Origin of the sequence: Polynucleobacter sp. MWH-Jannik1A5, assembly GCF_018881795.1 — a bacterium.
Classification (GTDB): Bacteria; Pseudomonadota; Gammaproteobacteria; order Burkholderiales; family Burkholderiaceae; genus Polynucleobacter.
The window spans coordinates 986,278-1,005,021 of record NZ_JACVPQ010000001.1; the positions used below are offsets into that span (position 1 = coordinate 986,278).

At 45.5% G+C, this 18,744-nt stretch carries 20 protein-coding genes; 6 read left to right on the forward strand and 14 right to left on the reverse strand.

The window, feature by feature from the left end; all coding sequences use genetic code 11:
• Position 1 precedes the first annotated feature (1 nt).
• Positions 2-298 carry a hypothetical protein gene (locus tag ICN23_RS05015; RefSeq protein ID WP_255532703.1) on the forward strand — a complete coding sequence of 99 codons (297 nt, stop codon included), beginning with the start codon at positions 2-4 and terminating at the stop codon, positions 296-298.
• On the opposite strand, the gene ICN23_RS05020 is transcribed toward ICN23_RS05015, so the two are convergent.
• From ICN23_RS05020 to ICN23_RS05035, 4 genes are read right to left on the reverse strand one after another with little or no spacing between them, the layout of a single operon-like run.
• Positions 287-1,042 (reverse strand): uracil-DNA glycosylase, encoded by a 756-nt coding sequence (locus ICN23_RS05020; RefSeq protein WP_216231160.1) that lies wholly within the window; start codon positions 1,040-1,042, stop codon positions 287-289. The genes ICN23_RS05015 and ICN23_RS05020 overlap by 12 nt on opposite strands.
• A 6-nt stretch (positions 1,043-1,048) precedes the next feature.
• On the reverse strand, positions 1,049-2,830 hold the full coding sequence (locus ICN23_RS05025) for a M61 family metallopeptidase (protein WP_216231161.1): 1,782 nt from the start codon (positions 2,828-2,830) through the stop codon (positions 1,049-1,051).
• A 5-nt stretch (positions 2,831-2,835) separates the two neighbouring features.
• On the reverse strand, positions 2,836-3,552 hold the full coding sequence (locus ICN23_RS05030; protein WP_216231162.1) for a DsbC family protein: 717 nt from the start codon (positions 3,550-3,552) through the stop codon (positions 2,836-2,838).
• A complete protein-coding gene (locus tag ICN23_RS05035; RefSeq protein WP_216231163.1) occupies positions 3,545-4,819 on the reverse strand; it encodes an FAD-dependent monooxygenase in 1,275 nt (424 codons plus the stop codon). Before ICN23_RS05035 ends, ICN23_RS05030 begins: the two co-directional genes overlap by 8 nt.
• A 40-nt stretch (positions 4,820-4,859) precedes the next feature.
• Between ICN23_RS05035 and ychF the strand changes: the two genes are divergently transcribed.
• On the forward strand, positions 4,860-5,954 hold the full coding sequence (ychF, locus tag ICN23_RS05040; protein WP_216231164.1) for a redox-regulated ATPase YchF: 1,095 nt from the start codon (positions 4,860-4,862) through the stop codon (positions 5,952-5,954).
• A 73-nt stretch (positions 5,955-6,027) separates the two neighbouring features.
• Here the strand turns inward: ychF and ICN23_RS05045 are convergent, their stop codons facing one another.
• On the reverse strand, positions 6,028-6,378 hold the full coding sequence (locus ICN23_RS05045) for a hypothetical protein (RefSeq protein ID WP_216231165.1): 351 nt from the start codon (positions 6,376-6,378) through the stop codon (positions 6,028-6,030).
• Positions 6,379-6,490: 112 nt separating this feature from the next.
• Between ICN23_RS05045 and ICN23_RS05050 the strand changes: the two genes are divergently transcribed.
• Entirely contained in the window at positions 6,491-7,060 is a 570-nt protein-coding gene (locus tag ICN23_RS05050) for a hypothetical protein (RefSeq protein WP_255532704.1), read from the forward strand.
• Here ICN23_RS05050 and trpC read toward each other — a convergent pair.
• Genes trpC through rpe form a run of 5 tightly spaced genes read right to left on the reverse strand, consistent with a single transcriptional unit; the run spans position 7,041 to position 11,681 of the window.
• Complete coding sequence (gene trpC, locus ICN23_RS05055) at positions 7,041-7,844, reverse strand: indole-3-glycerol phosphate synthase TrpC (protein ID WP_216231166.1); 804 nt, start codon at positions 7,842-7,844, stop codon at positions 7,041-7,043. The two genes, ICN23_RS05050 and trpC, sit on opposite strands and share 20 nt — an antisense overlap.
• 10 nt (positions 7,845-7,854) lie before the next feature.
• Positions 7,855-8,880 (reverse strand): anthranilate phosphoribosyltransferase, encoded by a 1,026-nt coding sequence (trpD, locus tag ICN23_RS05060; RefSeq protein WP_216231167.1) that lies wholly within the window; start codon positions 8,878-8,880, stop codon positions 7,855-7,857.
• Between the two features lie 20 nt (positions 8,881-8,900).
• Complete coding sequence (locus tag ICN23_RS05065; RefSeq protein WP_216231168.1) at positions 8,901-9,467, reverse strand: aminodeoxychorismate/anthranilate synthase component II; 567 nt, start codon at positions 9,465-9,467, stop codon at positions 8,901-8,903.
• Complete coding sequence (trpE, locus tag ICN23_RS05070; protein ID WP_216231169.1) at positions 9,451-10,956, reverse strand: anthranilate synthase component I; 1,506 nt, start codon at positions 10,954-10,956, stop codon at positions 9,451-9,453. Before trpE ends, ICN23_RS05065 begins: the two co-directional genes overlap by 17 nt.
• Positions 10,956-11,681 carry a ribulose-phosphate 3-epimerase gene (gene rpe / locus ICN23_RS05075; RefSeq protein WP_216231170.1) on the reverse strand — a complete coding sequence of 242 codons (726 nt, stop codon included), beginning with the start codon at positions 11,679-11,681 and terminating at the stop codon, positions 10,956-10,958. Before rpe ends, trpE begins: the two co-directional genes overlap by 1 nt.
• 49 nt (positions 11,682-11,730) lie before the next feature.
• Between rpe and apaG the strand changes: the two genes are divergently transcribed.
• The 3 genes from apaG to ICN23_RS05090 all read left to right on the forward strand — a co-directional run bounded on the left by apaG (position 11,731) and on the right by ICN23_RS05090 (position 14,148).
• The gene (apaG, locus tag ICN23_RS05080) at positions 11,731-12,105 is read left to right on the forward strand and encodes a Co2+/Mg2+ efflux protein ApaG (protein WP_216231171.1); all 375 of its coding nucleotides are present in this window, start codon (positions 11,731-11,733) and stop codon (positions 12,103-12,105) included.
• Positions 12,106-12,234: 129 nt separating this feature from the next.
• Positions 12,235-13,344: a murein transglycosylase A gene (locus ICN23_RS05085; protein ID WP_216231172.1), complete on the forward strand. Its 1,110-nt coding sequence runs from the start codon at positions 12,235-12,237 to the stop codon at positions 13,342-13,344.
• A gap of 27 nt (positions 13,345-13,371) precedes the next feature.
• Positions 13,372-14,148 (forward strand): enoyl-CoA hydratase, encoded by a 777-nt coding sequence (locus ICN23_RS05090; protein WP_216231173.1) that lies wholly within the window; start codon positions 13,372-13,374, stop codon positions 14,146-14,148.
• A 10-nt stretch (positions 14,149-14,158) separates the two neighbouring features.
• On the opposite strand, the gene ICN23_RS05095 is transcribed toward ICN23_RS05090, so the two are convergent.
• From ICN23_RS05095 to bioA, 4 genes are read right to left on the reverse strand one after another with little or no spacing between them, the layout of a single operon-like run.
• Complete coding sequence (locus ICN23_RS05095) at positions 14,159-15,355, reverse strand: M20 aminoacylase family protein (RefSeq protein WP_216231174.1); 1,197 nt, start codon at positions 15,353-15,355, stop codon at positions 14,159-14,161.
• Between the two features lie 56 nt (positions 15,356-15,411).
• Entirely contained in the window at positions 15,412-16,131 is a 720-nt protein-coding gene (gene bioD, locus ICN23_RS05100) for a dethiobiotin synthase (protein ID WP_216231175.1), read from the reverse strand.
• The gene (bioF, locus tag ICN23_RS05105) at positions 16,124-17,362 is read right to left on the reverse strand and encodes an 8-amino-7-oxononanoate synthase (RefSeq protein ID WP_216231176.1); all 1,239 of its coding nucleotides are present in this window, start codon (positions 17,360-17,362) and stop codon (positions 16,124-16,126) included. Before bioF ends, bioD begins: the two co-directional genes overlap by 8 nt.
• Entirely contained in the window at positions 17,359-18,705 is a 1,347-nt protein-coding gene (gene bioA, locus ICN23_RS05110) for an adenosylmethionine--8-amino-7-oxononanoate transaminase (protein WP_216231177.1), read from the reverse strand. Before bioA ends, bioF begins: the two co-directional genes overlap by 4 nt.
• Between the last annotated feature and the right edge of the window lie 39 nt (positions 18,706-18,744).

Sequence of the window (18,744 nt, forward strand, 5' to 3'; positions counted from 1 at the left end):
AATGGCGATTATAGATTTGATGGCAGCATTAATGGGGGTATCAATGGGGTTTTTAGCTTTTCTAGTGATTGGGGGTATTTCCGGGGTATCAGCCTGGATTTTTTATCCCGGACCCTCTCACGGCTTTAGGCCATGGAAGATCCTTGTAGCCTTCTTCCTCGGCTTTACGGCAGCCGCTGCTAGCTCATTTTTAGGGCAATACTGGGGTATTTTTCAGTCAGGGCAAATTCTGGAGTGGGCCAGTGCTATTTTTATCTCTTGTGCGGCAGGATGCCTATTTACCGCTCTAGCTAAATAAGTCAGTTTGTACACCCTCCACCCACTGTATGGGCGAGAGCTGGCAATCTTTCAGCCATTGATTGGCCTGAGTGAAGTGTTGGCAACTTGCTTTGGCGCCAGGCTCTAAAAATGGCTTATTAGTCTTATATACGCCAAGACCTGATGGATGCGAAGATTGCAAAATCAATTGCTTCTGACCGTTTTCAATCAGTGGGAGTTTGGACTGGGCGTGACCACCCCAAAGCATCCAAACTAAGTTTTGTTTTTTCTTGGTAAGGGCGCTGATTAAAGAATCAATCAAACTTCTCCATCCCAAATTTGTATGACTGCCTGCCTCACCCAATTTCACGCTCAAAGCGGTATTCAGGAGAAGTACTCCTTGTTTGGCCCAGCTGTGCAGATCCCCATTTGGTAAATGGCCGTAACCTTCCAGTGCAAGTGCTTTGCTGATATTGCGTAGCGAGCTCGGAAATGCGCGCGAATTGATGCCAATTTCAGGGGGGATGGAGAATGCCAATCCTTGGGCCAATCCTGGTGAGTGGTAGGGGTCTTGTCCCAGAATAACTACTTTTACTGAATTTACTGGCGTGAGTTCGAGGGCTTTAAAAAAGTTGTGAGGCTCCGGCCTTACAACGCTCGAGTCAAGATCTAGTTCAGCTTGCAAATTCTTTTCTAGTGATTGCCAATCTGTCGACTCGAAATAGTCTCCCAATAATGCGCGCCAATCACTGGGAATAGCGTCTTTTGAAAATAGCGCTTTCAATTTCGACTAAGCATCTTTTTTAGGTATCAATTCATATTGCGCAGGCACCGGAACTGATTGCAGAGATACCATACGCTCATGCTCTAGATCATCGCGATAGAAGGTCATGCGAGCATTAGAATTTTCAGCAAGGCTACCCAAGACTCTGTCCCAGCGTGCACTGGTAATGCGTTGCCCATCAACGCTGGCCAGTAAGTCGCCAGCTGATAAGCCTGCAGCTTGAGCAATACCGCCATCGAGAACATGAGTAACCTTAAGCCAACCATTGGCATCTGTATGTCGCATGCCAAATTTCAACTTGAGTTTTTCAAGTGTTGTTTGAGGTTTAAGTTTTACCGCAACTAAATTGGAGTCAATCCATTTTTGGATTGGAATATCCTCCACCCCAAACACATAACGTGCTTTTATGTCGTTCCAGGTTTTGCTAAAGCCGTCACCCAGTAATTCCAAGAGCAAATTATCTAAACCATTTTCTGTAATGCCATCAAGAGTGATGCCATGCTTTTGCCAAATGAGGCGCATGAGGTCATCTAGAGATTGTTTGTTCTTGGAAAATGCGCGGATCTGTAAATCTAGACCGAGAGCTAGTAATGCCCCCTTGCCATAGTAGCTAACAACTGCATTCGGAGTATTTTCATCTGCCTGGTAATACTTGGTCCAAGCATCAAATGAGCTGTCAGCTAGACTTTGCTTTTGACGCCCGGGGCCACGCAAGATACCGTTCCAGTTATCAGAAACAAGTCTGAGGTAAGTTTTTAGGTTAATCCGCTTACTGCGCAACAGTTGAAGATCATCGTAATAGCTGGTGAATCCTTCAAACACCCAGAGCAGGCGAGTGTGATTTCTCTTAGCTAGATCGTAAGGTTGAAATGCTTTTGGCTGAATACGTTTGACCAACCATGCATGGAAATACTCGTGGCTGCATAAACCTAAAAATTCTCTGTAAGAAGATTCTTCAAAGAGAATATTTTCTTGGGGAATTTGATCTCGCCGACACAGTAATGCAGTGCTATTGCGATGCTCAAGACCGCCATACCCATTTAAGACGGCATTCACTAAAAACAGGTATTCACCAAAAGGCGCACGTTTAGTTTTTGGTTCAAATAACTCAATGGTGCTGCTGCAAATTGCATGTAGATCATTCGCAAGGCGCTTAGAGTCGACTATATGATTGCATCCTTGAATGGCCATGCGGTGAGCCGTACCGTTTGATTTCCAATGCACCAGCTGAAATTCGCCCATCGCAACAGGATGATCAAGTAAATCATCATAATTTCTTGCCAGATAAAAACCAAATCCACGCCCATCAGTCTTGGCCGCTCTTAAAGTAGTTTGAACTGTCCAATGATCAGCAAAAGCTGCTTCCGGTGCGGTAATGGCAAGCGAACAAGGTAAATGCTCTTGCCCTTTGACTGCCAAACAAAGACTAGTTGCGTTAAAGAATGCGCGTTCAGAATCCAAATAGGCTGCGCGCACTGAGGAATCAAACGCGTAGACAGTTGTCAATATCTCAATAGGACCATTCACTGGCGGTAGGCGCCAATGGTCATTATCAATACGTTCTAGTGTGATTTTTTTCTTCGCGCCAATTGCAGAGACTGCTTCAATCGACTCTATATGTTTACTGAAATCACGTATTAAATAGCTTCCCGGAATCCAAGTAGGCATTTGCAACACCTGACCGCTGGGATCGGGATTAGCAATATGTAACTTGACTCGAAAGCGATGACCATGAAGGTCGGCCGGCCAGACCGTATATTGGATTGCAGGTAAGTCGGCGATATTCATAGTGCTTATTTCAGTGAGTTAAATTTCTTTTCGATATCGGTAATTTGTACAGCACCAGGGAAGCGGCTGCCATCAGTAAAGAATAATGTTGGTGTACCCGTAACTCCATAAGTCTTTGCAAAAGCCATATTCTTATCTAGCGGTGTACTGCACTCCCCCTTGCCGCTTGGCGCAATACCGTTAATCATCCAATCCATATAGGCCTTATTCGCATCTGGAGAGCACCAAATTTGTTTTGATTTCTGTGCAGAGTCCGCAGATAGGATTGGGATTAGATAGGTATAGATGGTCACGTTATCCAATTGCTGCAGTGATTTTTCTAGACGCTTACAGTAGCCGCAGTTGGGATCAGAAAATACAGCAAGCTGACGACTTCCGTTTCCGCGAACATTTTTGATCGCATTGGCAGGACTTAAGTCACTCCATTTAATTCGATTTAAATCAGCCTGTCTTTGCTCTGTAATATTTTTGCCAGTTGCAAGCTCAATGATTTCGCCTTGAATCAAGTACTTTCCAGAGATATCCGTATAAAAAATATCATTGCCAACCAATACTTCATACAAACCTGACACCGGGGCGGGTGAAACACTTTTTACTTTGGCGTTCGTACCCAGTTTCTTCTGAATTTCTGTTTTTATTTGTTGCTCTGGTTGCGCATGAGCTATTGCAGTACAAAATAGCACAGCACCAATCATGGCAAACGTAGATAAGAATTTATTCAAAATCAATTTCCCCTAAAGCGCGTTCAATGAGGCGCTGTTTTATAAAGTGACTTTTGTTGACAAGACCTAGACCCCAGTTACGAAGTTGTCGTTCTGTATTGCTGCTAGCAGAAAATAATTTCTTGAGTTTATCGGTAACCCATAATAGGGCGCTGGTATCGCCTTGGCGTTGTCGTTCATAGCGACGGAGCAATACGATGTCATTTGGTAAGCGAAAGGATTCTCTCTTGCCTAAAATATTGAGTAATACAGCAACATCACGTAAGCCTAAATTGAGGCCTTGTCCTGCCAGTGGGTGCATCACGTGGGCCGCATCACCGATAAGGACAACCTTCGGAGAGGCTTCTGGGCCGATAAAGCGTTTGGCTCGAATTTTTCGCAAAGGATAAGCGGCTGGTGTGGAGTTTAGTGTGAGTTCACCAAGTTGTTTTGCAATAACACCATTCGCAATGGTACTGAATTGATCTCGCCATTGATCTTGATTTAAGTTTAATAAATAAGTTGCATGCTCAGGGGATGTAGACCAAACCATGGAAACTTGTTTTCCTGGTAAAGGGAGCATGGCCACAATATCACCGCCTGGCAAAAACCACTGGAATGCTGTTTCTAAATGCGGGTAGGTGCAAGTCCAATTGGCAACTACCGCACTTTGCGAATAACTCTCTTCGCTAACATCAATACCAAGCTCATTGCGAATGGGTGAGTTAGCACCATCTGCTGCTATGACTAGTTGTGCACGAATACGGTCACCATTTTTTAAATGCAGAGTACTTCCGTCTGCATCTACATCAATCTTTTCCACTACATCACTGATACGTTCTAACTTGTTCTGAAAGCGGGATGCTTGATCAAGTGTGTGCTCAATTAAATTGGATTCTCCAATCCAAGCAAGTTGTGGTGTACCAGCTTCGAATGCCGAAAGATGAAGTTGGTCATCTTTTTCGCCTCGATCACCATAAATTCGCATATCTCGAACAGGCTGAAGACGGCTGTGATCAATGGCGTCCCAAATTTGCAAATGGGCTAGTAATTTTTGGGTGCCGGGAGAAAAGGCATAGATTCTTTGTCCCCACTGGACGCCTTGCGGATTAGGGACGTTTTGCCCTAAATCAGGGGCTATTTCAATGGTTTGAAGGCCAAGCTGAGCTAAGCCCAGCGCGCAGGCCTTACCAGCAATGCCTCCGCCGACCACGACAACATCCGCCGCACGCATTGGGGCGGAGTGATTGGGGGATTTGGAAGGGTAATTTGGCTGAACTTCTGACATAACTCGATGATATCGAAACAAGCCCCTTTACAATAACGCTATGTCTTTGAAATGTGGCATCGTCGGCCTGCCTAACGTCGGCAAATCTACCCTCTTTAATGCGCTTACCAAGGCTGGAATCGCAGCGGAAAACTATCCTTTCTGCACGATCGAGCCTAATGTGGGCGTTGTTGAGGTTCCTGACCCCCGTTTGGCCGCACTGGCTGAGATCGTGAAGCCTGAGCGCATCCTGCCGGCAGCAGTCGAATTTGTCGATATTGCAGGTCTAGTGGCTGGCGCCTCAAAAGGTGAGGGTCTTGGCAATCAGTTCTTGGCAAATATTCGAGAGACGGACGCCATCACCCATGTGGTGAGGTGTTTCGAGGATCCAAACGTCATTCACGTTGCTGGAAAAATCGATCCCATTGCTGATATTGGGGTGATTGATACTGAATTGGCTCTATCTGATTTGGCCACGGTTGAAAAGACCCTGAATCGCTCTAGTAAGGCTGCAAAGTCTGGTAACGATAAAGAGGCAGCAGCTTTAGTTGCCGTGCTCACTAAAGTGCAGGCCCACCTCGATTCTGCTTCGCCAGTTCGCAGCTTAAATCTTAGCGATGACGAAAAATTACTGATTAAACCTTTATGTTTAATTACTGCTAAGCCCGCAATGTATGTTGCTAACGTAAAAGAAGATGGCTTCTCAAATAATCCACACCTTGAGGCTGTCAAGCAACATGCTGCAAAAGAAAATGCTCCAGTCGTAGCAGTTTGTGCTGCGATTGAGGCTGAAATTGCAGACTTAGATGAAGCAGACAAGATTGAGTTCTTGGCTGATCTAGGTATGGAAGAGCCTGGCTTGGATCGCGTGATCCGTGCAGGTTATTCATTATTGGGATTGCAGACTTACTTTACCGCTGGTGTTAAAGAAGTTCGTGCTTGGACTATTCATGTGGGCGACACGGCGCCTCAAGCTGCCGGCGTTATTCACACCGACTTTGAGCGTGGATTTATTCGAGCTCAAACTATTTCTTATGATGACTTTGTTCAGTTCAAAGGTGAATCAGGTGCCAAGGAAGCAGGCAAGATGCGCGCTGAAGGTAAGGAGTATGTTGTGAAGGACGGGGACGTATTGAACTTCTTATTTAACGTCTAAATTATTCTGATCCAATAAAAAAGCCCTGAAAAGGGCTTTTTGCTTATGTGGCCAAGAGAGGCTAGAGTGCTTATCAGCCAGCTTTAGCAGCCTTTTCTAGACACCTAGAAATTTCTTCATAACGTTTTAGCGCCATCTTGGTAGGCAGTACTTCTTTTTTACGACCATCTGCATTGGCTGCCATTTTGATGTAGCCCATTACGCTCAGATTTTTGAGGCGCCCATGCAATGTGGCTTGCGAGCCTAAATCAGCGAGTGAAATTAGGTCACCAACCAAAATTGCCTGTTTTGTATGAGCGCATGCGACGATCTTATCGAGCAAGCTTTCCTCAATACAGTCAAGCTTCTTGCCTGGGTTAATGCGATCGATAGCATCAATCAGGTTGAGAAACTTAATATAAGACGAGGTTTTTGGAATTGGCATTTTTAGAGAGTAATTATTGTGTATTAGCTTTTGAGCTAACATGAGTGTATTCCTAGTTGCCAGTCTTAGCAATTGACGCATATCAATTAAAAAATAATCCATACTGATTGCAATGTCTAAATTCTTCACAGTTTCTTCAGAATGGTTAATTGGATGCGCGATTAGTGCGATGGCGTACACATTTCTCTTTTACTTCAATGGTTGGTTAACGAATAGTTTGGTATTTGGTTTGGGGGTAAATTGGATTTATCTTCCCGCCGGATTACGTTTATTTCTAACCTTGATTTTTGGATTACCTGGCGCTCTCGGAATCGCAATCGCCTCTTTCCTAATTAGCTACTACGGCGACTTCCCGCATGAATTAACGCTTTGCATTGGCATTGGATTGATTTCAGGATTTGCACCGTACTTAGCCAGATATTTTGTATTTAGTAATCTTCGGCTGGAGTCAGATTTAAGTAATCTGAATTTCCCAAAACTCATTGCTTGTATTTTGATCTATTCCTTGCTCTCAGCAGGCTTACATCAATGGTGGTTTTCTACCATGACTCTGGAGGATACGGGCAGCATCAATCACTTTGTGGTGATGTTTATTGGCGATGTATTGGGTTCACTGCTGCTGATCTCTTTGATCAAATATTGCTTGGATCTATTGAGAAAAGTTAGGAAAACAGCTCACTAAGGGCGGCGCCAGGGTCGGCGGCACGCATAAAGGCCTCTCCCACTAAGAATGCGTTTACTTGGTGTTCACGCATGAGCTGAACATCGGCACGACCCAATATCCCAGACTCTGTTACCAATGTTTTGCTACTTGGAACCATAGATAGCAGAGAAAGTGTGGTTTGCAGAGTGACCTCAAAAGTTTTGAGGTTGCGGTTGTTGATGCCAAGCAAAGGCGTCTTAAGCTCTAAGGCTTGCTCTAACTCTGGGGCATTGTGAACTTCAACCAGAACATCTAGACCCAGCTCATGAGCGCAGGCTTCTAAATCTTTCATTTGATTTAATTCAAGGCAGGCCACGATTAACAGAATTGCGTCTGCACCAATCGCACGAGCTTCATAAACTTGATAGGGGTCTATGGTGAAATCTTTGCGTAGCACGGGAATGCTGCACGCTGCTCGAGCCTGCTGAAGATAAGCATTGCTGCCTTGAAAGTAATCTACATCCGTTAAGACCGATAAACAGGCGGCACCATGTTTTTCATAAGACTGCGCAATCTCGGCTGGCGCGAAGTTCTCACGCAAGATGCCTTTACTTGGACTTGCTTTTTTAATCTCAGTAATGACTCCAGCCTTGCCGGCAGTAATCTTTTGTTCAATCGCTTGAATAAAGCCTCTTGGCTTCAGAAGTGCATCCTGATTATTCGCCTCTGCCTGTTCACGTTGATTAGTAAGTGATACTTTTTGAAGGCAGTTAGCAACCTCAATCTTTTTAGTTGCAACAATTTTGTCGAGAATATCGCTCATGAATGATGACTTATTTAGATTGAGTTGCCGCAACAAAGGCATCTAACTTTTGACGAGCGGCCCCTGATGCAATGGCAGCTTTAGCTAGTGATATACCACTAGCAATATCTTTTGCTACCCCAGCTACATATAGTGTTGCGCCAGCATTAAGACAAACAATATCGCTTGCAGGGCCCAACTTGCCGTCAATCACATCTAATACGATCTGTTTAGATTCTTGAGCATTAGCTACCTTAAAGCTATTGGTCGGAGCAGTAGTTAATCCAAAGTCTTTTGGATGAATTTCATATTCACGTACCACGCCATCTTTGAGTTCTCCCACTAAGGTAGAGCCCTCAAGGGAAATCTCATCTAGACCATCGCGACCATACACTACCAGTGCATGTTCCATTCCTAGGGCTTGCAGTACGTGAGCTTGAATACCCACGAGGTCTGCATGAAATACACCCATCAGAATACGTTTGGCATCTGCGGGGTTGGTAAGTGGGCCTAAGATATTAAAAATGGTTCGTACACCAAGCTGTTTTCGGATTGGCACCACGTTTTTCATTGCTGGATGATGGTTTGGGGCAAACATAAATCCTGCGCCTACCGTTGAAATGCATGTAGCTACTTGTTCGGCAGGCAGCGCGAGATTCACGCCAAGCGCTTCCAATACGTCAGCGCTACCTGATTTGCTGCTCACACTACGATTACCGTGTTTAGCAATCTTTGCTCCTGCACCTGCGGCCACAAACATTGCCGCAGTAGAGATGTTAAATGTGTGTGCGCCATCGCCGCCTGTGCCAACCACATCTACTAAATGACTACGGTCTGCTACCTGCACTGAAGTTGCAAATTCACGCATCACTTGTGCGGCAGCTGCGATTTCGCCAACGGTCTCTTTTTTAGTGCGTAAAGCTACTAACAAGCCAGCCACCAACTCTGGTGGCATCTCTCCGCTCATGATGAGGCGCATCATCGCTGTCATCTCATCATGAAACAATTCGCGATGTTCTATGCAGCGTTGTAGGGCTTCTTGCGGAGTGATTGACATAGCGCTGTGATTAAGGTGGATTACTTGTTTTGTAAAAAATTCTTGAGCAAGGCATGACCATGTTCAGAAAGAATAGATTCTGGGTGGAACTGTACGCCTTCAACAGCTAGCTCACGATGCCGTACACCCATGATTTCACCATCAGAGGAGGTTGCAGTTACCTCTAGCATGGCAGGCAAAGAACTTTTCTCTATGGCAAGAGAGTGATAGCGTGTGACCTTAAATGGATCGGGGAGATTTTTAAATACACCCACTCCGGTATGGTGAATACTGTCGGTTTTCCCATGCATCACTTTTTGGGCGCGAATGACTTTACCCCCAAATGCTTCGCCAATTGCCTGGTGCCCTAAGCACACCCCGAGAATTGGAATCTGTCCGGCATAACGTTTAATAGTTTCTACAGAGATTCCAGCTTCAGCTGGGCTACATGGTCCAGGTGAGATGCAGATGCGCGCAGGATTAAGCTGAGCAATATCCTCAACAGCAATTTCATCATTACGAAATACTTTTACCTCTTCACCGAGTTCTGCAAAATATTGAACGAGGTTGTAGGTAAATGAATCGTAGTTATCAATCATTAGGAGCATCAAGTCCTCCTTGTACTAAATCTGCGGCAGTAAGTACTGCGCGTGCTTTGGCTTCTGTTTCTTTCCATTCGGCAGTGGGATCAGAATCAGCGACAACGCCTGCGCCGGCCTGAGAGTGCAACATGCCATCGCGAATAACGCCCGTACGAATAGCAATGGCGACATCCATGTCACCTGAAAAGGAGAGGTAGCCTACTGCACCACCATACACACCGCGCTTCACAATTTCCATCTCATCGATGATTTCCATTGCCCGAATTTTTGGCGCGCCAGACAAAGTGCCTGCTGGGAAGGTAGCTCGCAATACATCCATATTGCTCATATTGTCTAAAAGATCACCCTCTACTGAGCTCACAATGTGCTGAACGTGAGAGTACTTCTCAATAGACATCGAGTCAGTTACTTTTACTGAGCCAGTTTTTGCTATCCGACCTACGTCATTGCGTGCCAAATCAATCAGCATGACGTGTTCAGCGATTTCCTTAGGGTCTGCCAATAGCTCTTTAGCCAAGCGTTTATCTTCCTCGGGGTTTGCTCCACGAGGACGGGTGCCTGCCAGCGGTCGTATTGTGACAATTTTCTCGGCAGCCCGTTTTTCTTGGCGAACCAGAATCTCAGGAGATGAGCCCACAATTTGCATATCCCCAAAGTCATAGAAGTACATATAGGGTGACGGGTTGAGTGAGCGTAAGGCTCTGTAGAGCGCTAAAGGAGAATCGGTGAATGGTTTGCTGATGCGTTGACCAATCACTACCTGCATACAATCGCCAGCCAAAATATATTCTTTGGTTTTCAGGACCGCAGTTTCAAAATCTGCGGCCTTAAATTTACGAATGAGATCTGTTTTGCTGCTTGGTAAAGATGCTGGCATATTTGCTGGCTTACCAAGGCAAGTCATTAATTCTTTTAAACGCTCTTGCGCTTTTTCAAAACTGTCTGCAACGCTGGGGTCTGCATAAACAATGAAGTAAATTTTTCCGGCGACGTTATCAACCACTGCCAACTCTTCAGTCAACATAAGTTGAATATCGGGCACACCTAATTCATCTGGAAGTTGATGATGCGCTAATCGTGACTCGATATAACGGACAGTGTCATAGCCAAAGTAGCCCGCTAGGCCACCACAAAAACGTGGCATGTCAGGCTGCAGTGCTACCTTGAAGCGTTTGAAATAAGTATCAACAAAATCGAGTGGATTCTCATGATTCGTCTCAACGATTTTTCCATCGGTCACGACTTCATTCATTGGTGCACTAGGTGTGCCAACAGTTTTGATGATCGTCCTGGCAGGCAGACCAATAAAGGAGAAGCGCCCAAAACGTTCGCCACCTAAAACGGACTCTAATAGGTAGGTATTTTTCTTGCCGAATGCTTGGCTCAGTTTGACGTAAAGTGACAATGGAGTTTCAAGATCAGCCAAAACCTCTTTAATGAGAGGAATGCGATTGAAACCCTGTTTAGCTAAAGCATTAAATTCTTCGCGTTGCATTAGGATCTTCCAGACTTTCCTAATTCAGCACGCATTGCTGTGATTACATCTGCATAATTTTCTTTGCCATAAATCGCTGAGCCTGCAACAAAAGTATCAGCACCTGCTTTTGCTACTTCGGCAATGTTGTCCACTTTAATGCCGCCATCCACTTCAAGACGAATATGTCGACCAGTTTCTGATTGATAACGATCTAGACGTGCGCGCACCTGAGCAATTTTATTCAGAGTGCTTGGAATAAATGATTGACCACCGAATCCTGGATTGACTGACATTAGTAATACGAGATCAATTAATTCAAGAGTGTGATCGAGATGATCTAGCGGAGTTGCTGGATTCAATACAAGACCTGCTTGACAACCCTGGTCTCGAATGAGATTCAATGTGCGATTGACATGAGGACTTGCCTCGGGATGAAAGCTAATTAAGTTTGCACCTGCTTTCGCAAAGTCGGGCACGATGCGATCCACAGGTTCGATCATGAGGTGCACATCAATCACTGCAGGCTTGCCATCTTTTATTGCGTAAGGGCGAATAGCCTCACAAACCAAGGGGCCAATAGTGAGATTGGGTACGTAGTGGTTATCCATCACATCAAAGTGAATCCAATCAGCGCCCGCCACTAAAACGTCCTGCACTTCCTTACCTAGACAGGCGAAGTCAGCGGACAAAATCGACGGAGCAATGACAAATTGACTATTTGAGGATGTTTTTTGGCTTTCCATCCCTAGATTCTAGCTTGCAGTTGGCCTTAGGATGGAGCAGAATTCGAGCATGAATCCCCACGAAATGAGCATTACGGTCAAAGCCCAGTATCTTCCAGAGCAATCTGACCCCGATAACCGCCAATTTGCCTTTGCCTATACCGTCACCATTCGAAATACCGGTACGGCCAGCATTCAGCTCATTGCCCGCCATTGGTTTATTACTGATGGGGATAACGATGTCCAGGAAGTACGGGGCTTGGGGGTGGTAGGCCAGCAGCCACTATTGAGGACTGGGGAGCATTTTGAGTACACCAGCTGGGCAACCCTGCCTACGCCCGCAGGAACCATGCGCGGGGAGTATTTCTGCGTTACTGAGGACGCCCAGTTTTTTCAGGCCCCCATTCCTGAGTTTGCCTTGGTAATGCCGCGCACCCTGCACTAAAAAGGGTCGCAAAAATGCTATTTTTTACCTTTGCCTGTCCAGAGGACAATAAATAGCAGAAGTCCTAAGGCAAGAGCACCCTCAAAGACAAACAGTAGCATTGGGTATTCATCGAGTAAATTGGCGATCATGATTTCTAAATTTAAATTTGTTGTATTAAGTGTATTCGCAATTCTGCTCACGAGCTTGATTGCAGGATGTTCTACTCCCCCTACTCGCGGTGCGGGATTTCGCTCCAGTAGCTCGGGTGCGTCACCATCGAGCTACAGCTCTTCCATTGCCAGTTTCAGCGCAGTATCTTGGCAGGCGTTGCCGGGATGGCAAGAAGATGACTTGTCTCAAGCATGGCCTGCATGGTTAAAAAGTTGCGATGCTCTACGCAAAAAAAATAGTGAAATCAATTGGCGTCCGGTATGCGCTCAAGCAAGTAATGTTTCAAGTCGTGATGCGCAATCGATTCGGAAATATTTTGAAAGTAATTTTCAGGCCTATGAAATTCGTACTAGCTCTGGAAGTGATACCGGATTAATCACCGGCTATTACGAGCCCGTGATTAATGGTTCGTTAACTCGTACTAGTACTTACACCGTCCCTCTTTATAGTTACCCAAGTGCTTGGCGCAAATCAAAACCTAATCCCGGCCCAACCCGTGCAGAGCTAATAAATTCAGGGGTTTTAAAGGGTTCGGAAATTGCTTGGGTACAAGACCCAGTTGAAGCTGCCTCCATGCAAATTCAGGGCTCGGGAAAAATTCGTCTCGAGGACGGCAAAATTATGCAACTAGGGTTTGCTGGAACAAATGAACAGCCCTTTAAATCATCGGCACAATGGTTGCTTGATCGAAAAGAAATCACTCGTAGCGAAGCAACCATGCAGGGTATCTCGCAATGGGCTAAGCGAAATCCTGAGCGTGTGAATGAAATGCTCAATGCCAATCCCCGTTTTGTCTTTTTTAAAGAAACCTTTGGCACTGTTGGTGCTCTGGGTGTGTCATTAACTAGCGAGCGCAGTATCGCGGTTGATCCCCAAGCAATGCCTTTGGGGGCTCCAGTGTTTCTTGCAACCACTAAACCGCTGAGCAATCAGTCTTTACAAAAGCTGGTAATGGCCCAAGATACGGGTAAAGCGATTGTGGGCGGCGTCAGAGCAGACTACTATTGGGGATCAGGAGATTCTGCTGGAGAGATGGCGGGTCGCATGAAACAAAACGGTAGGATGTGGTTGTTGCTTCCGCGTTAATAGTGTACTTATTACTGAAAGAAATTCATGAGCTACAAAACAATTTTGACTGAAGTAGACGGTAGAGTTGCCACGATTACTTTGAATCGTCCTGAGGTGCTCAATGCGTTGAATGATCAACTGATGGATGAGCTTGGTGCTGCGTTGTTGGCATTTGACGCTGACGATAACATTGGCTGCATGATCATTACTGGTAGTGAAAAGGCATTTGCAGCCGGTGCAGATATTGCTTCAATGGCGAAGTATGGTTTGAAAGACGTTTATCGCGAAGACTTTATTACCCGTAATTGGGAAGAGATTAAAAAAGTCCGTAAGCCAGTCATTGCTGCAGTCTCTGGCTATGCTCTAGGTGGTGGGTGCGAGTTAGCGATGATGTGCGACACCATTATGGCTGCTGATAATGCGAAGTTTGCACAACCCGAGGTGAAGTTGGGCATCATTCCTGGTGCGGGTGGTACACAACGTTTGCCCCGCGCTGTATCAAAAGCCAAGGCAATGGACTTAGCATTAACAGGGCGCATGATGGATGCTGCAGAAGCTGAGCGTTCTGGATTGGTTGCCAGAATATTTCCTCAAGCAGACTTGCTAAAAGAAGTGAAAGCAATTGCTAAGGGAATCGCGGATATGCCTTTATTGACTGCCATGATGGTCAAAGAGAGTATCAATACTGCATACGAAACGACCTTGTCCGAAGGAATTCATTTTGAGCGCCGTCTGTTTCATGCCTGTTTTGGTACAAACGATCAGAAGGAAGGTATGGCTGCGTTTATGGAAAAACGCCCAGCCAAATTTACTAATTCTTAATTAAAAGAATTTAGATTTTCTCTAGGAAGCGTTGAGCTAATTTGACCCAATAGCTCACGCCCACTGGAATCAAAGAGTCATTGAAGTCGTAGGAGGGATTATGTAGGTGGCATGGGCCCATGCCGTGACCTACGGAGCGATGATCGCCATCCCCATTACCCAGGAATACATAGCAACCCGGCTTCTCCAGCAACATAAATGCAAAATCTTCAGCGCCCATCGTAGGATCGATTGAAGCATTAACATTTTGCTTGCCCACCAATTCGCTCATGACTTCAGTAGCAAATTCCACTTCATTCGCATGATTAATAAGTGGCGGGTAATTTCGTGCAAATGTAATTTCCGCTTGGCAATCGAAAGCGCTCGAAACGCTGTGAGCAATTTCTCGTAAGCGTTGCTCAATGAGGTCCAACACATCTAAAGTGAAGGTGCGGACTGTGCCGCCGATAAAGGCGCTATCAGGAATAACGTTGCTAGTTTCACCCGCATGAAATTGGGTGATCGATAAAACAGCCGCATCCACAGGGCGTTTATTGCGCGTAATGATACTTTGTAATGCAAGCACTACTTGTGCACCAGTAAAAACTGGGTCAGCGCTGTTGTGGGGTAAGGCTGCGTGACCACCTTTACCTTTGATAGTAATTTCAAATGTATTGCTAGAGGCCATCATAGGTCCAGGCGTTACGCCAAAGTGACCTTCTGCTAAACCAGGCCAATTATGTAAACCGAATACGGCATCACATGGAAACTCTTTAAAGAGTCCATCTTTGATCATTTCATTTGCACCGGCACCACCTTCTTCAGCAGGCTGAAAAATAAAAATTACTGTGCCTTTGAAATCGCGGTGATTTGATAAATACTGTGCAGCACCAAGAAGCATGGCGGTGTGACCATCATGACCACAGGCATGCATTTTTCCTGGATTTTTTGAGGCATGTGCAAAGTTATTGTGTTCTTGAAGTGGCAGTGCGTCCATATCGGCACGTAGACCAATCATCTTGCCTGGACCTAAGTCGCCATCTAAGCGACCCACTACGCCAGTTTTTCCCATACCGCGGTAAACGGCAATTCCCCAGCTGGAAAGTGCTTCTGCTACCAAGTCGGCTGTGCGATTCTCTTCAAAACGCAATTCAGGATGCGCATGAATATTGCGTCTAATTTCTTGAATAGCTTCTGCGGAGTCAGTAATTTCTGGGATTAAATGCATCCCTTCATCTTATCCGAAAGTCTTTTGCGATGTCTTTGAATGGTGATGGATGCTGATTATTGCTTGGGTAATTGAATGTGCTGTGCAGCAAAATTCAAAGCATCAATTGAATAAGGGCTATTAGCAGCTTTCCAAAACTCTTTTGGGAGGGGCGGAATAAGGCCTAAAAATGGCGCTCCAATTCTGGCTTGCAAGGTTTGTAGGTTTTCTTGCAGCAGCGGCATTTCTTCGCTAAGAGCATTGGCTACCCATCCAGAAATCTTTAAATTACGTGCCTTGATTGCTTCATAAGTCAGGATAGCGTGATTGATGCAGCCTAATTTCATACCCACCACGAGAATCAGTGGCATATCAATGATTTTTGCAAACTCTCCAAGGTCTTCATCTGCATTCAGTGGAATGAGTAAACCGCCAGCACCTTCAACCACAATGCAATCTGCATGTTGGCGAATATTCTGAAAAGCTTCAGTCATCACACTCATTTCCAGTTGAATTCCCTGCTTTTCTGCTACGAGGTGGGGGGCGGCAGCTTGATCCAGCACATAAGGGCACAGATTGAATTCATTGGAGTCAAGGTTTGACGCAATGCGCAGCGTTTCCAAATCCTCGTTGAGAGTGATTCCCTGTGCATCTTTGTAGGTGCCGGCGACAACAGGTTTAAAGCCAATAGTTTTAATGCCTTGCGCACGCAACTTCAGTATGAGAGCGCCACTTACCAATGTTTTGCCAACCTCGGTATCTGTGCCGGTAACAAAGAATCCAAACTGCTTATTCATCAGATGCCTTTTGGATTGCTGCTTGTTCTATGGTCTTCAAAGTGGTGATTAGCTGACGTAAATCTGCTTCGCTATGATTGGCAGAAAAGGTAATCCGTAATCTTGCACTTCCAATAGGAACGGTGGGCGGGCGAATGGCCGGAATCCAGTAACCTGCTTCATCTAATAATTTGGCGGCTAATAAAGCATTAGCGTTACTGCCCAAAATGACAGGCTGAATGGCAGTGCAAGAGGAGACTTTTTCCCATTGAGAAAAATGCATTTCATCTTGCCAAATACGAATGAGTTGATTCAGTTGGGCGCGGCGATTGGCCCCTTCATCCCCCTCAATAATGTCTAAACTCTTTGTGAGTGTGTGCGCTATTGCTGGTGGCGTAGCAGTACTGTAAATAAACGGACGGCCTTTTTGAATTAGCCATTCAATCAAGGTTTCGTGTGCACAAACAAAGGCGCCACTAACACCAGCAGCCTTGCCAAGGGTGCCGATATAAACAATGCGTTCTGAGCAGATATTTTCCTGCTCCAAAATGCCATGCCCTTGTTTTCCGAGCACGCCAAAGCCGTGCGCGTCATCTACCAATAGGAGCGCATCATGTTGCTCTGCGAGCTCCAATAGTTTCTTCACGGGAGCGAGGTCGCCATCCATGCTAAAGACGCCATCGGTAACGATCATCTTGAGATCACTTTGATCCGCCTTTAGTAATTCGCTTAAAGTATTTACTTCCTCATGATCAAATAAGCTCACGCGTGCATTTGACTGTGCGCTTGCGAGACGAACACCATCAATTAGTGAAGCATGATTTAGCTTTGCAGAGTAAATGCTGATAGACCCTTGTGGTGCAAGCCTTGCAAAGGCTGTAATAGCTGTCAGGTTAGTAAGATAGCCGGTGCTAAAAAAGAGCGCGCGTGCATCTGGGATATGTTGCTTTTGGAAAGCAGCTAACTTGGCTTCAAGAATCTCATGAGCAACACTGTGACCGCTAATGAGATGGGAAGCGCCACTACCAACACCATATATCTTGGCACCTTCTGCAATGGCTTGAATTAAATCGGGATGGTTTGCGAGCCCTAGATAGTCATTGCTACAGAAGGCTTTTAACTCACGCCCATTAACTACGGCTTTGGTGTCGCATGGGGATTGAGTCGCTTTGAGTTTTCGCTTGAGTAGTTGCAGATCTAAATCCGCAATTTGATCTTGAGCTAAACGAAGGGCACTAAATGAGTTCGTCATGCTAATGCCTTTTCTAGAGCAAGCTTTACTGCGCTACCCAATTGCATCGCTTCTTCGGATGACAAAATATATGGGGGCATCACATAAATCGTGTTGCCGATAGGTCTAATTAATATTCCCTTTTCTAAACTATGAGCAAACATAATTCGTGCAAAAGTTTTTGCGTCCTTAAGACAGTCATTTTTAATATCGAATGCCAAAATCATTCCCTGCTGCCGCCAATGCTCGATACGTTCATCGGTCTTTGCCCACGCAAAAGCTTTAGCTAAATCTTTTGAGCGCTCAATATTTTTTTCCAATACATTTTCAGCTTCAAAAATCTCAAGGCAAGCCAGAGCAGCAGCGCATGCTAGTGGATTGCCGGTATATGAGTGGGAGTGTAAAAACCCTTGCGATGTTTGGTCACCATAAAATGCTTGGTAAATCTGCTTGGTAGTAAGGCATAGAGATAGTGGCAAGTAACCGCCACTAATTCCCTTGGAAAGGGTTAAGAAGTCTGGCCAGATACCAGCATGTTCACAGGCGAAAAACTTACCGCTCCGCCCACAGCCAACGGCAATCTCATCTGCAATCAGATGCACTTCATAGCGATTGCATAGCTCTCTGACTAGGCACAGATATTCGGGAGAGTGCATAGCCATTTGTCCGGCGCATTGCACTAAGGGTTCGACAATAAAGGCGGCTATCTGTTGATGCTCTTTTGCAAATAACTCTTCAAGCTGTTTGGCTGCGTGTTTTGCCACATCTTCTGCGGTCTCACCAACTTTTGCTTTGCGTGCATCGGGGGAGGTGACTGTGTAGACATCTTGAAGCAGCGACCCGTAAGCTTCTCTGAAAATGGCTACGTCAGTTACCGCTAATGCACCTAGCGTTTCTCCGTGATAACCATTCTCTACACAAACAAACTTTTTCTTTTGTGGTTTGCCATTGAGTTGCCAATAGTGATGACTCATCTTCAGCGCAATCTCCACAGCAGAAGCGCCATCAGATGCGTAAAAGACGTGGCCTAAATGATGATTGGTAAGTGCCGACAGTTTTTCGGATAACTCCACTACTGGTGGATGCGTGAATCCTGCGAGCATCACATGCTCAATTTTTTCTAGCTGCTCTGTAATTGCTTGATTGATACGTGGATTGGAGTGGCCAAATAAATTGGTCCACCAAGAGCTAATAGCGTCGAGCAGGGCATTGCCGTTTTCGTCATATAACCAAGCGCCCTTACCTTTTGTAATGGCAACCAGCGGAAATGACTCATGCTGTTTCATCTGAGTGCATGGGTGCCAAACTGCGGCTAGGCTGCGGTCAACAAGGGGAGCTTGATTTAAGTCGGAAATAACCTTCATGTTTGATATTTGACCACTAGTTTTCCCAATTTCAGGCCT